Annotated in this window: 11 protein-coding genes and 1 pseudogene; 1 reads left to right on the top strand and 11 read right to left on the bottom strand. The window is 74.4% G+C overall.

Annotated features, from left to right (window positions below; genetic code table 11):
• Positions 1-95: 95 nt before the first annotated feature.
• The 4 genes from ACGFRB_RS17235 to ACGFRB_RS17250 form a co-directional block, all read right to left on the bottom strand.
• Complete coding sequence (locus ACGFRB_RS17235) at positions 96-833, bottom strand: small secreted protein (protein ID WP_393243830.1); 738 nt, start codon at positions 831-833, stop codon at positions 96-98.
• A 244-nt stretch (positions 834-1,077) separates the two neighbouring features.
• Positions 1,078-3,432 (bottom strand): sodium-translocating pyrophosphatase, encoded by a 2,355-nt coding sequence (locus ACGFRB_RS17240; protein WP_393243832.1) that lies wholly within the window; start codon positions 3,430-3,432, stop codon positions 1,078-1,080.
• Between the two features lie 482 nt (positions 3,433-3,914).
• Positions 3,915-4,373 carry an ATP-binding protein gene (locus tag ACGFRB_RS17245; protein WP_361234305.1) on the bottom strand — a complete coding sequence of 153 codons (459 nt, stop codon included), beginning with the start codon at positions 4,371-4,373 and terminating at the stop codon, positions 3,915-3,917.
• Positions 4,374-4,469: 96 nt separating this feature from the next.
• The gene (locus ACGFRB_RS17250; protein ID WP_361234308.1) at positions 4,470-4,823 is read right to left on the bottom strand and encodes an STAS domain-containing protein; all 354 of its coding nucleotides are present in this window, start codon (positions 4,821-4,823) and stop codon (positions 4,470-4,472) included.
• Positions 4,824-4,902: 79 nt separating this feature from the next.
• Here ACGFRB_RS17250 and ACGFRB_RS17255 point away from each other — a divergent pair, with 79 nt between their 5' ends.
• Positions 4,903-7,479 carry a DEAD/DEAH box helicase gene (locus ACGFRB_RS17255; protein WP_393243835.1) on the top strand — a complete coding sequence of 859 codons (2,577 nt, stop codon included), beginning with the start codon at positions 4,903-4,905 and terminating at the stop codon, positions 7,477-7,479.
• A gap of 40 nt (positions 7,480-7,519) precedes the next feature.
• Here ACGFRB_RS17255 and ACGFRB_RS17260 read toward each other — a convergent pair.
• The 7 genes and pseudogenes from ACGFRB_RS17260 to ssd all read right to left on the bottom strand — a co-directional run.
• Positions 7,520-7,819 (bottom strand): annotated as a pseudogene (locus ACGFRB_RS17260) (Rv3654c family TadE-like protein); the annotation flags it as partial.
• Positions 7,816-8,172: a TadE family type IV pilus minor pilin gene (locus ACGFRB_RS17265; protein ID WP_393243837.1), complete on the bottom strand. Its 357-nt coding sequence runs from the start codon at positions 8,170-8,172 to the stop codon at positions 7,816-7,818. The pseudogene ACGFRB_RS17260 and the gene ACGFRB_RS17265, both read right to left, overlap by 4 nt.
• The gene (locus ACGFRB_RS17270) at positions 8,159-8,356 is read right to left on the bottom strand and encodes a DUF4244 domain-containing protein (protein WP_363005790.1); all 198 of its coding nucleotides are present in this window, start codon (positions 8,354-8,356) and stop codon (positions 8,159-8,161) included. Before ACGFRB_RS17270 ends, ACGFRB_RS17265 begins: the two co-directional genes overlap by 14 nt.
• A 212-nt stretch (positions 8,357-8,568) precedes the next feature.
• Positions 8,569-9,327, bottom strand: coding sequence for a type II secretion system F family protein (locus ACGFRB_RS17275; protein ID WP_393243839.1), 759 nt, complete (start codon positions 9,325-9,327; stop codon positions 8,569-8,571).
• Positions 9,324-10,199, bottom strand: coding sequence for a type II secretion system F family protein (locus ACGFRB_RS17280; RefSeq protein WP_393244152.1), 876 nt, complete (start codon positions 10,197-10,199; stop codon positions 9,324-9,326). Before ACGFRB_RS17280 ends, ACGFRB_RS17275 begins: the two co-directional genes overlap by 4 nt.
• A gap of 91 nt (positions 10,200-10,290) precedes the next feature.
• Positions 10,291-11,442, bottom strand: coding sequence for a TadA family conjugal transfer-associated ATPase (locus ACGFRB_RS17285; protein ID WP_393243841.1), 1,152 nt, complete (start codon positions 11,440-11,442; stop codon positions 10,291-10,293).
• Complete coding sequence (ssd, locus tag ACGFRB_RS17290) at positions 11,439-12,617, bottom strand: septum site-determining protein Ssd (RefSeq protein ID WP_393243843.1); 1,179 nt, start codon at positions 12,615-12,617, stop codon at positions 11,439-11,441. Before ssd ends, ACGFRB_RS17285 begins: the two co-directional genes overlap by 4 nt.
• Positions 12,618-12,984: the final 367 nt, after the last annotated feature.

Below are 12,984 nucleotides of genomic sequence, written 5' to 3' on the forward strand. Positions count from 1 at the left end.
GTCGCACGGCCACGGACCCCGGGCGACGTCCCGTACGGGATCACCCGGAGCCCTCGCCGCGGAGCGGCCCTTGAGGGCCTTGAGTGCCTTGACCGTCAGCCCTCGGTCTTCGTGCTCTCGGTCTTGCCGTCGCCGCTCTTGGACCCGTCCTTGGAGCCGTCCTTGGAACTGTCCTTGGAGCCGTCGCTCTTCGTGCCGTCGCTCTTCGTGCCGTCGCTCTTGGAGCCGTCGCCTGCGGCGCCCTCGCCGCCGGCCGGCTCGGAACCGCTCTCGGGCGACGGCGGCACGGAGGCCTTCGGCGTCTGGCAGCCCGGCTGCTTGGCCATGGCCTGGCCGAGTTCGCCGGACTGGAGCTTGGTGATGGCGGCCTGGTCCATGTTCTGGATCTTCGCCAGGTTGTCGGAGACGGACTTGAGCCCGTCGGCGAACTTCTGCTGGTCCGACGTGTCGAGCCCGTCGACCTGCTTCTTCAGCTCGTCGTAGGCGGCGGCCGTGTCGTTGAGCTGCTTGACCGCGTCCTGCTTGATCGTCTCGCCGTTCTCGACCGGCGGCGTCCCGGCGGTCTCGACCGCCTTGGCCAGGGCGCGGTCGGCGGCGGCGATGTCCGCGAAGGCCTTGGAGTCGGCGGCCTGGATGGTGGCGGGCTTGCTGTCGGCAGCCGTGGAGATGATCAGCTGGTTGGCGTTGGCGCGCTTCTGGATCTGCGGCTTCGCCTCGTCGCAGAACGTCTTGGCCCAGTCGTCGACCTTGTTGCCGTCGTCCCCTCCGCAGCCGGACAGCACGAGCATCAGTACCGCGCCGCCGGACAGTGCGGCCGCAAGCTTCTTGTTCACCGGATCGGTCCCTTCCAAGGCTCTCGGCCCCGGAACATACACGTCATGTGCAGGGCACCCACCGATCGTGCGACCGGTTCATCCCATATTGAAGCCTTTTGAACCAGCAGACAGGGGGCGGACGTCACGTCAGAGCACCCTCCTGCGACGCGCCTTGACAGCCCGCCGACAAGGATGGCGCCGGACGGTGCCAAGACCGTACGGCGCCCCGTGAAGCAACTCCCTCAGCCACCCCGTCACGGCGTCACGGCGTCACGGCCGCGCCCGGCGACGCGTCGTTCCGTCCGGGCGTGTCGCCCCCGATCGCCACCGGCCGCCGCCGCGCGATGCCGACCGCGACGACGATGACCGCGAGCGCCACGGCCGCGATCAGCGCGCGCACCCAGGGCCGGGCCCCGGAGCCGTACCCGAACCGCACGATCGCCGGCGCGATCAGCAGCGCGACCAGGTTCATCACCTTCAGGAGCGGATTGATCGACGGCCCCGCGGTGTCCTTGAAAGGGTCGCCGACCGTGTCCCCGATGACGGTCGCCGCGTGCGCGGGGCCGCCCTTCCCGCCGTACCGGCCGTCCTCGACCAGCTTCTTGGCGTTGTCCCAGGCCCCGCCGGAGTTGGCGAGGAAGACGGCCATCAGCCCGCCGGCGGCGATGGCTCCGGCGAGGAACGCGCCGAGCGGGCCGACTCCGAGGGCGAAGCCGACCGCGAGCGGGGCCATCACGGCGAGCAGTCCGGGCGTGGCGAGTTCGCGCAGCGCGTCCCTGGTGCAGAGGTCGACGACCCGGCCGTATTCGGGCGTCTCGCTGTAGTCCATGATCCCGGGATGGCGGCGGAACTGCCGCCGCACCTCGAAGACCACCGCACCCGCCGACCGGGAGACGGCGTTGATCGCGAGCCCGGAGAAGAGGAAGACGACCGCGGCGCCGAGCACCATCCCGAAGAGATTGTTCGGCTGCGAGATGTCCATGGACAAAGTCGCCTGGCCCGCCCGCGCGCCGACCTCGGCGACGGAGGTCGCGATCGTGTCCCGGTACGAGCCGAACAGCGCGGCCGCCGCGAGGACGGCCGTGGCGATCGCGATGCCCTTGGTGATCGCCTTGGTGGTGTTGCCGACGGCGTCCAGGTCGGTGAGCACCCGCGCGCCCTCACCCGTCACGTCGCCGGACATCTCCGCGATGCCCTGCGCGTTGTCGGCGACCGGGCCGAAGGTGTCCATGGCGACGATCACCCCGACCGTGGTGAGCAGCCCGGTGCCCGCGAGGGCGACCGCGAACAGCGCCAGCATGATCGACGAGCCGCCGAGCAGGAACGCCCCGTAGACGGCGAGGCCGATCAGCGTGGCCGTGTAGACCGCGGACTCCAGGCCGATCGCCACCCCCGCCAGGACCACGGTGGCGGCGCCGGTCAGGGACGACGCGGCGATGTCACGGACGGGGCGGCGGCCGGTCTCGGTGAAGTAGCCGGTGAGCTGCTGGATGAGCGCGGCGAGCACGACGCCGATCGCCACGGCGGCCATGGCGAGCACGCGCGGGTCGCCGCCGTGGGTGGGGATGCCCGCCTCCGTGACGCCTTCGAGGTCGGCGTACGAGGACGGGAGGAGGACGACGGTGGCCGCGGCGACGAGGACGAGCGAGCACAGCGCGGAGAGGAAGAAACCCCGGTTGACGGCGGTCAGGCCGCTGCGATCGCCGCGGCGCGGGGCGACCGCGACGATGCCCGCCACCGCGGTCACCACCCCGATCGCCGGGACCACGAGGGGAAAGGCGAGTCCGATGTCGCCGAAGGCCGCCTTGCCGAGGATGAGGGCGGCGACGAGCGTGACGGCGTACGACTCGAAGAGGTCGGCGGCCATGCCCGCGCAGTCGCCGACGTTGTCGCCCACGTTGTCGGCGATGGTGGCCGCGTTGCGCGGATCGTCCTCGGGGATGCCCTGCTCGATCTTGCCGACCAGGTCGGCGCCGACGTCGGCCGCCTTGGTGAAGATGCCGCCGCCCACCCGCATGAACATCGCGATGAGCGCCGCGCCGAGGCCGAAGCCCTCCAGGACCTTGGGCGCGTCGGCGGCGTAGACGAGCACCACGCAGGAGGTGCCGAGCAGGCCGAGGCCGACGGTGGACATGCCGACCACACCGCCGGTACGGAACGCGATCCGCATGGCCTGGCGCGCGACGGCGGACCGGGGCGGCGCGGGCTCGCCGGGGGCGGGCGTCGCCTCCCGTGCCGCGGCGGCGACCCGTACGTTCGCCCGGACCGCGAGCCGCATGCCCACGTAACCGGTGACCGCCGAGAAGAGCGCGCCGACCAGGAAGAAGAGCGAGCGTCCGGCGCGCTGCGCCCAGGTGTCGGCGGGCAGCAGGAACAACAGGAAGAACACCGCGACGGCGAAGACGGCGAGCGTCCGCAGCTGCCGTGCCAGATACGCGTTGGCGCCCTCCTGGACGGCCGCCGCGATCCGGCGCATGGTCTCCGTGCCCTCGCCCGCCTTGAGGACCTGGCGGGCCAGCAGCCGGGCCGCCAGGAGCGCCACCAGCGCGACGCCCGCGACGACGGCCACGATCACACGGTTCCCGTGGGTGAGCACCGCGGCGGCGAGGTCCACCATTTCCGCCCTCCGTGACAGCGCGAAGTCAGGACAAAGCGGATTCTATGGATGTGAACTCACGCAAACCGGGCCTCCGCATTCCGCCGCCCGGAATCCCTCCCAAGTGCCACCGAACGCGGTAACGAACGCGATGACGAACGAATCGCGCCACGCCGCACGGCCGAAGTCCTCGAATACGCCGAAGAGGCCCTGCGGGACAGGGCCTCTTCGGCGTATTCGGGGTCATTCTGGGTCTTTCGCGGTCTCCCGCGGTCATACGTGATCCGGCACGGTCGTATGCGATCCGCCACGGTCATTCCTGGCCCGCGCGGTCTTTCACGGTCCGACGCGGACTTCGTGCGATCCGCCGGACATACGGACCTCTGTGCGCCTGGTGTACGGAGCTCCGCGATCGCCGCCAGGCGGTACGGACCCCCGCACCGGGCGGACATACGGGCCCCGCACCGGTCAGCCCAGGCCAGACCGGGCCGAACCGGGTCAGGTCAGCCGAACGCGGCGTCCGGGTTGGCGGGCCAGCGCATCCGGATGGTGCCGCCCTCCTCGCCGGCGCTCACCTCGACGTCGTCGACGAGCCCGCGGATCACCGCGAGACCCATCTCGTCTTCGCCGTCGGCATCGTCGAAGTCCTCGGCCGGTGCCGCGTCGCGCGCGCCGGGCACCCCGGCGGCGTCGGCGGCGGCCACACCCGCACCGGGCACCTCGTCGCCGACCTCGATCGAGAAGGACTTCTCCTCCTCGGTCAGCGCGACCCGCACCGGAGTGGTGACCCCGTTGCTGCGGTGCAGCCCGACCGCGCGGGAGCACGCCTCGCCGACGGCGAGCCGGACCTCGTCGAGGACCGCCTCGTCGACCCCGGCCCGTCTGGCCACCGCGGCGGCCACCAGACGAGCCGTGCGGACATGCTCGGGCTGAGCGCTGAAGAGCAGTTCAACGGTGGCCATGCGATCCCCTGGGATTCTCGACGGTTCGCGGGGCTGGGCGGACCCGTCCGGCGGATCCGCGCCGGACGGGTCAAGCCCACGGGGCCTCGCCCGGTCTCAGTCGGCGGTGTTGATGGCGTCCTCGACCGAGGTGTGGATCGGGAACACCTTGGTGAGCCCGGTGATCCGGAAAATCTTCAGAATGCGCTCCTGGTTGCACACCAGGCGCAGCGATCCCTCGTGCGCGCGCACGCGCTTCAGGCCGCCCACCAGCACGCCGAGGCCGGTCGAGTCGAGGAAGTCCACGCCTTCCATGTCGACAACCAGGTGGTAGCTGCCGTCGTTCACCAACTCGACCAACTGCTCGCGCAGCTTGGGCGCGGTATACACATCAATCTCGCCACCGACCTCGACGACCGTACGGTCGCCATTGGGGCCGGGCACAGTGCGAGTCGACAGAGACAGGTCCACGGGTCCTCCAGCACCTAGCTATCGAGCGGCCGTCCCTCGGAACTCCCGTGTGGAGCCACGGGACGGAACGCCGGCCGCGATGGCATTCAATCACTTACCGGCTGCCATGCACGACGCCTTGGGAGCATTGTCCGTCACGCCGGTGACACACTCGGTGCCGATGGCCGAGAAACACCGCCCCCGCCGACCCGCCGGAGAACCGGGCAGCCGCCCCTCTCCCGGCGAGGTCCTCGACCGGCTCTCCAGTGGTGAGAGCCGGGCCGCGCGCATCACTCATACGGAGCATCTGCCCGCCCGTACGGGCCGTCATGCCGTGTGGCCGCACCGGGTCCGGGCCGAGGTGATCGCCGCGATCGAGAAAGCCGGGATCGCCCATCCCTGGGCCCACCAGGCCGAGGCCGCCGAGCACGCGCTGGACGGCACCTCAGTGGTGATCGCCACAGGAACCGCCTCGGGCAAGTCGCTCGCCTATCTCACTCCCGTCCTGTCCACGCTCCTCGACGGCTCCGAGGCCGCGAACGGGCGGGGCGCCACCGCCCTCTATCTGGCCCCGACGAAAGCCCTGGCCGCCGACCAGCGGCGCGCCGTACGCGAACTGGCCGCCCCGCTCGGCAACCGGATCCGGCCCGCCGTCTACGACGGCGACACCCCGGTGGAGGAGCGCGAATGGGTCCGCCAGTACGCGAACTACGTGCTCACCAACCCCGACATGCTGCACCGCGGGATCCTGCCCTCCCACCCCCGCTGGTCCTCCTTTCTGCGCTCCCTGCGCTATGTCGTCGTCGACGAATGTCACACCTACCGGGGCGTCTTCGGCTCCCATGTCGCCCAGGTGCTGCGGCGGCTGCGGCGCGTCTGCGCCCGGTACGGCTCCGAGCCGGTCTTCCTGCTCGCCTCGGCCACCTCCGCCGACCCGGCCCGGGCCGCGGGCCGGCTCACCGGACTGCCCGTCACCGAGGTCGCCGACGACGCCTCCCCGCGCGGCGAGCTGGTGTTCGCCCTGTGGGAGCCGCCCCTGACCGAACTGCACGGCGAGCACGGCGCCCCCGTCCGGCGCTCCGCCACCGCCGAGACCGCCGACCTGCTGACCGATCTGACCGTGCAGGGCGTCCGCTCGGTCGCCTTCGTACGCTCCCGGCGCGGCGCCGAGCTCGTCTCGGTCATCGCCCAGGAACGCCTCGCCGAGGTCGACCGCTCCCTGGTCCGCCGGGTCGCCGCCTACCGAGGCGGCTACCTGCCCGAGGAACGCCGGGCCCTGGAACGCGCCCTGCATTCCGGCGAACTGCTCGGCCTCGCCGCGACCACCGCCCTGGAGCTGGGCGTCGACGTCTCGGGCCTCGACGCCGTCGTGATCGCCGGCTATCCCGGCACCCGGGCCTCGCTGTGGCAGCAGGCCGGCCGCGCGGGCCGGTCGGGCGAGGGCGCGCTCGCCGTCCTGGTCGCCCGGGACGACCCGCTCGACACCTTCCTGGTGCACCACCCCGAGGCGATCTTCCGGCAGCCGGTCGAGTCGACCGTCCTGGACCCCGACAACCCCTACGTCCTCGCCCCCCATCTGTGCGCCGCCGCCTCCGAACTGCCCCTCACCGAAGCCGATCTGGAACTCTTCGGCCCCGCCGTGCCCGAGCTGTTGCCCCAGCTGGAGGCCGCCGGACTGCTGCGCCGCCGGGCCACGGGCTGGTACTGGACCCGCCGGGAACGGGCCGCCGACCTCACCGACATCCGCGGCGGCGGGGGCGACCCGGTCCGGATCGTCGAGACGGGCACCGGCCGGCTGCTCGGTACCGTCGACGAGGCCGCCTCGCACGCGTCCGTCCACAAGGGCGCCGTCCACCTCCACCAGGGCCGCACCTATCTGGTCCGCGAGCTCGACCTGACGGACTCCGTGGCCCTGGTCGAGGAGGCGAACCCGACGTACTCCACCACCGCCCGCGACACCACCTCCATCTCCGTCCTGTCCACCGACACCGAGATCCCCTGGGGAGCCGGCCGCCTCTGCTACGGCTCCGTCGAGGTCACCAACCAGGTCGTCTCCTTCCTCCGCCGCCGGCTCGTGACCGGCGAGGTGCTCGGCGAGACCAAGCTCGACCTGCCGCCCCGCACCCTGCGCACCCGGGCCGTGTGGTGGACGGTCACCGAGGACCAGCTCGACGCCGCCCGGATCAACCCGGAGATCCTCGGCGGAGCCCTGCACGCCGCCGAACACGCCTCCATCGGCATGCTCCCGCTCTTCGCCACCTGCGACCGCTGGGACATCGGCGGGGTCTCCGTACCGCTGCACCCCGACACCCTGCTGCCGACCGTCTTCGTCTACGACGGCCATCCGGGCGGCGCGGGCTTCGCGGAACGCGCCTTCCACACCGCCCGCGCCTGGCTGACCGCCACCCGGGAGGCCATCGCCTCCTGCGAGTGCGACTCCGGCTGCCCCTCCTGCGTCCAGTCCCCGAAGTGCGGCAACGGCAACGACCCGCTCCACAAACGAGGTGCCGTACGCCTCCTCACGGAACTCCTGCGCGGGGCCCCGGCGGATCCGGGTGAGCCGTCAGATCCGGCGGACCTGTCGAATCCGTCAGGTCCGCCGGCTCCGGCGCCGTCGCCGGACGGCCCGTCAGGCCCGTCAGACCCCGAGGCGCCGGGGGCCCCGCCCGAGCCCTGACCTCCGCCGCCCAGGGGCCGACGGCGATCCGGGCGGTGACCTCAGCCACGTCCTCGCGGACAGCGCAGCGGGCGAGAGCGGCGCCGTGGGCCGCGGCCACCCGGCCGGCGGCGGCGCAGGCGTCCCGCTCTCCCCACAGGGAGCGGTCCGCGGCGGCGAGGGCCGCCAGGTCGGCCGCGGAACCGGCCCGGTGGCGGGCGGTCACGGCCTGCCCGAGGGCGAGGACCGCACCGAACACCACGCACAGCGCGCACGCGGCGAACGCCGCCCACACCGTCGCCACTCCCCGGTCGCCCCGGCCCCGGCCGCCCCGATGCCGACCGTCCCGGTGCCGGATCATGGCGCCGCCTCCCCCACCGTGTCCTCGGCGAGTGCCGCCGCGCCGGCCCGCAGGGTCAGCCCGAGCCCGCCGGGACCGGGTGCGCTCGCCTCCACCGTGACCCGCCACAGCTCGCCGTCCCGCGCCACGGTGACCCGGGCGCCGTCGGGGGCTGCCGCTCGGGCCGCGGCCCGGGCGGCCGGCTCCGGCTCGGAACGGGCGACCGCCCGCGCCCCGGCCCTGGCCGCGTCCACACACCTGATCTGGGCAGCGGCCGCGGCCAGACCCCACAGCAGGGCCGCCGTGAACAAGACCAGCGCGGGCAGGGCGACGGCCGCCTCCGCGGTCACCGACCCCCGGTCAGAACGGCGCATCGAGGGCCTTGCCGATCACCGACTCCAGGGCCTTCGCCACCGTGCCGCTCGTCAGCACCTTGTAGAGCACGGCCGCGAACGCCGCCGCGGCGATCGTCCCCATCGCGTACTCGGTGGTGCTCATGCCCGCGTCGCGCCGTAGCCCCGCCACGCGGACCCGCCACCAGCCCGCCAACCGCTTCATTACGTTCACCCTTGTCATCGGAACGTCTCCTTGACTCGTCGTCTCGTTGATTCGCTGTCTCGTTGATCGACCGACTCGTGGATCCATCGGCTTGTGCGTCTGCCGACTGGTGGATCCATCGGCTTGTGCGTCTGCCGGCTCGCGCATCGACCGACTCGCCGGTGCCGCCGACTCGTCCTCACGGACTCACCCCGGCTGTGCTGCCGCGTCCGTCACCGGCCGGCGAGCAGTCCGCTCGCCAGCCCGATGACCACCGGGGCCACCCCCACCGCCAGGAAGGCGGGCAGGAAGCACAGCCCGACCGGCGCCGTGATCAGCACCTGCGCCCGCTGGGCCCGGGTCGCCGCCGCCCGGGCGCGGGCCGCCCGCAGTCCCTCCGCATGCCGTGCCACGGCCTCGGCCGCGGGGGCACCGGACAGGGCGGCGCGCTCCAGGCACCGGGCCAGGGCCTCGGCGCCCGGTATCGACCCGAAGCCGCGCCACACCTCGGCCGGTTCGCCGCCGAGCCGCAGCTCCGCCGCCGTGCGGACCAGCCGCTCGCCGACGGGTCCGCCCAGCGACCGGCCGACCGCCTCGGCCGCCTCCCCGGGCGCGGCGCCGGCCGAGCCACAGGCCGCCAGGAGGTCGGCGGCGAGCGGCAGCCGGCGCTCCATCTCCGCCTGTTCGGCCTCGTTCTCCGGTGTGGCGCGCCTCCGGTGCGAACGCCACCGCCACAGGCCCCAGGCGACGCCGGCCCCGGCCACGGGTCCCGCGAGACCACCGATCAGCGCGTACGTCGCGACCCCCGCCGCACCGGGCATCCCCCAGGCCCGCAGCCGGGGCGGCAGGGGGCGACGCCTGCGGGCCGGGGCCGCCGGCCCGGACCCGAGCAGCAGCGCGAGACACCGGCGCGTCCGCCGTCCCCGGCGCCGTTCGGCCACCGCGCCGGCCACCGTCACCAGCGCGCAGACCACCGCGACGAGCCCGGTCACAGCCGTTCACCGCCCCGCACGATCCGGCTCGCCCACCACAGCCCCAGGGCTTCCAGGGCGCCCCCGACGAGCAGACAGCCCAGGCCCGCCGGGGTGTGCAGCAGGACCCGCAGCGGCCGGGCCCCGAGCGCCGCCCCGAGTCCGAGCCCGGCCACCGGCAGGACGGCGAGCACCCCCACGGTGGCCCAGGCGCCGGCCAGTTGGGCCCGCACCCGCTCCCGCTGGTCCCGGTGGGCGCGCAGCGCCATCTCCAGCCGGTCCAGGCCGGCGGCGAGTCCCGCGCCGCCGTCGACGGCGACCTGCCAGCAGGCGGCCATCCCGGCCAGTCCGCCCGCGCCGTCCCGCCGGGCCGCGCGGCGCAGCGCTTCCGGTACGTCCCCGCCGAACCGGGCCGCCGCGAGAACCGCCGCCTCCTGCCCGCCGAGCGCCCCGGTCGTCCGTGCCGCGAACGCCAGCGCCTGAGCGGGCTGCCAGCCGGCCTTCAGTTCACCGGCGACCGCCCCGCACAGGGCCACCACCCGGCCGGCGCGCGCCTCCCGCTCCGCCCGCTCCCGGGCGGTCCGCAGTCCGCGTCCCACCAGCGGGACCGCCGCCACCCCCGCGAGCAGCGGCAGGGGAGAGGCACCGAGCAGCGCGACGACGGCCGAACCCGGCAGACACAGCCACTCCCGCCGGCCGCGCACCATGCCCCACCAGCGGCCGACGGCCGTGATCAGCGACGGCGCGTCCGCTCCGCCCGACGGCCCGCCCGCCCCGGCCGGCAGAGCGAGGACCGCCCGGGCCCGGCGCCGCCCCTTCCCGTGCCCGTCCGTCCACCACCACAGGGCCACCGCGCACGCCACCGCCGCGCACAGCACCGCCGCGCCCGTCATCGCGCCCGTCGCCGTACCGGTCGTCGCGGTCACCCCCGCCATCACCGGCATCCCCCTCACCGCCCCCATCGCCGTCCCCTGTCCCGGGCCCTCATCGGGCGCCGTCCCCGATCAGCGACCACAGCCGCTCCCAGCCCCGCTCCCGTGTGAACCCGCCCGCCGCCCAGCGGAGCGCGGGCACGGTCGTGACCAGCCCCTCGCGGTCCCGTTCCAGGACGTGCGCTTCGGCGATCCGCCGCTGCCCCGACCGGTCCCGCACCAGGTGCAGCACCACCGAGAGTCCGGCGCCCAACTGGCTGTGCAGGGCGGCCCGGTCGAGCCCCGCCGAGGTGCCGAGTGCCTCCAGCCGGGCCGGTACGTCGGCCGCCGTGTTGGCGTGGACGGTCCCGCAGCCGGCGTGGCCGGTGTTGAGGGCGGCCAGCAGATCGACCGCCTCGGGGCCCCGGACCTCGCCGACCACGAGCCGGTCCGGCCGCATCCGCAGGGCCTGGCGCACCAGGTCCCGCAGGGTGACGAGACCGGCGCCCTCCTGGTTGGGCGGCCGGGCCTCCAGGCGCACCACATGCGGGTGGTCGGGGCGCAGTTCGGCCGAGTCCTCGGCGACGACGATCCGCTCACGTGGGCCCACGAGGCCGAGCAGGGTGGACAGCAGGGTGGTCTTGCCGGATCCGGTGCCTCCGCTGACGAGGAACGAGATCCGGGCCTCGATCAGGGCCCGCAGCAGCGGCTCGCCGCCGGGCGGGACGGTGCCCGCCTCGGTCAGTTCGGCCACGGCGAAGGCTCTCGGCCGCACCACTCGCAGCGAGAGGCAGGTCGAGCCGACGGCGATCGGGGGCAGCACGGCGTGCATCCGGGTGCCGTCCGGAAGCCGGGCGTCCACCCAGGGCCGGGCGTCGTCGAGACGGCGGCCGGCCACGGCCGCGAGCCGCTGGGCGAGCCTGCGGACCGCCGCCGCGTCCGGGAAGGTCACCCCGGTCGGTTCGAGTCCGGTGCCGCGGTCCACCCAGACCCGGTCGGGCGCGCAGACCAGCACGTCGGTGACGCGGGGGTCAGCGAGCAGGGGTTCCAGGGGGCCGGTGCCCACGAGTTCGCTGCGCAGTTCCTCGGCGGCGCCGAGCACTTCGGTGTCGCCCAGCAGGCGCCCCTGGGCCCGCAGCGCGGCGGCGACCCGCGCCGGGGTGGGGTCCGCGCCGCTCTGCGCGAGCCGTTGGCGCACCGCGTCGAGCAGGGCCGGGCCGCTCAAAGCGCACGCTCCGCGAGGAGGGCGCGCTCCCAGAACCCGGCGCAGAACCGGCCGAGTCCGCCGCGGGCGTCGGCGCCCGGTGGCGGGCCACCGTCCCCGGCCGTCGCGTGCCCGGGTTCGGCGGGGAGTTCGCCGACGAGGGGCAGCCGGAGGGCGTCGGCGATCCACCGTTCGTCGAGGCCGGGGGCGTACGGCCCGCGGACGACCACCCGCAGGTCGCGCAGCACCCGGCCGGCCGCCCTGGCCACCCGGTGGGCGGCGGCGACGGCGCGCAGTTCGCCGGGGACGATCAGCAGTCCGAGGTCGAGCTGGGCGAGGATCTCGGTGACGGTGGCGTCGATGCGGCGGGGCAGGTCGACCACGACGGCGCCGCCCCGCCTGCGGGCGGCCGCGAGCACCGAGCGCACGGCCTCGGGCGGTACGGGGACGGGGTCGCCGCGGTCCCAGCTGAGCACCCGTACGCCTCGTACCAGGGGCAGGGATTCCTCCAGGGCGGCGCCCGCCACGCGCCCTTTCGACGCGGCGAAGTCGGGCCAGCGCCGGCCTTCGGCGCGCTCGCCGCCGAGCAGGACGTCGAGTCCGCCGCCGAGCGGGTCGCCGTCGACGAGCAGGGTGCGCCGCCCGGTCCGCGCGGCGGCGAGGGCGAGGGCGCAGGACAGGGTCGAGGCCCCGGCGCCGCCCTGACCGCCGAGGACGCCGACGGTCAGGGCGGGCCGGCCGACGCCCTCGGCGGCGTCGGCGAGCAGGTCGACGAGCCGGCTCTCGTCGCGGGGCAGGTCAAGGACGCTTTCCGCACCGATCTCGACGGCGCGCCGCCATTTGCCGGGGTCGTCGCCCAGGTCCCGGCCGACGAGCAGGACACCCGGCCTGCGGGTGGCGCCCCGGCAGCGGCTCGCCGCGTCGTCGCCGACGAGGACGAGGGGTGGGCGGGTCCAGCCGGAGCGGGGTTCGGGCACGGCGTGGAACACCTCGGGTTCGGCGCCGGCCGCGGCGCACAGCCGCAGCAGGTCGTCCAGGAGCGCGAGGTCCTCCGTCACGATCAGCGGGCGGGCCGCCCGCGCCGTCTCTCGCCCGGAAACGGGGCTCGTCGTGGTCCCGGCGCGGTCCGGTCCGTTGTCCGGGCGGGTGGCCGAGCCGTCTCCCCGCGTCCTTCCGCGAGCGGTCGATCCCTTCATGGCGCACACTCCTCGTGTGATTCCGGCGGTTCGCGGACTTCGCGACCGGAATCACCGTGCAGCCATCTCGGAAATCTTGTGGATCTTGCTGAAAAACTGTGGATAACCCACCGGTTGTGAATAACTTCTCCACCCGAACCGGTCCTGCCCGGAGAGCGCCCCATCGACTACGCTGAGTGACGAATCGGGGTCGGTCTCGACCTCGTGCCGTCCGCCCGTGCGCGGGCCGAGGAAGGGGTGGCGATGACGAGTCGACGGGCGAAAACCGCTCCGGACATGCGACGACCCCCGCCGGGGGGGAGAGCGGGGGTCGTCTTTCCGGCCGACTCGGGGGGGGAGGAGCCGGACCGGGTTAGCACGGTCGCGA

This window comes from Streptomyces sp. NPDC048718, from assembly GCF_043198875.1.
Classification (GTDB): Bacteria; Actinomycetota; Actinomycetes; order Streptomycetales; family Streptomycetaceae; genus Streptomyces.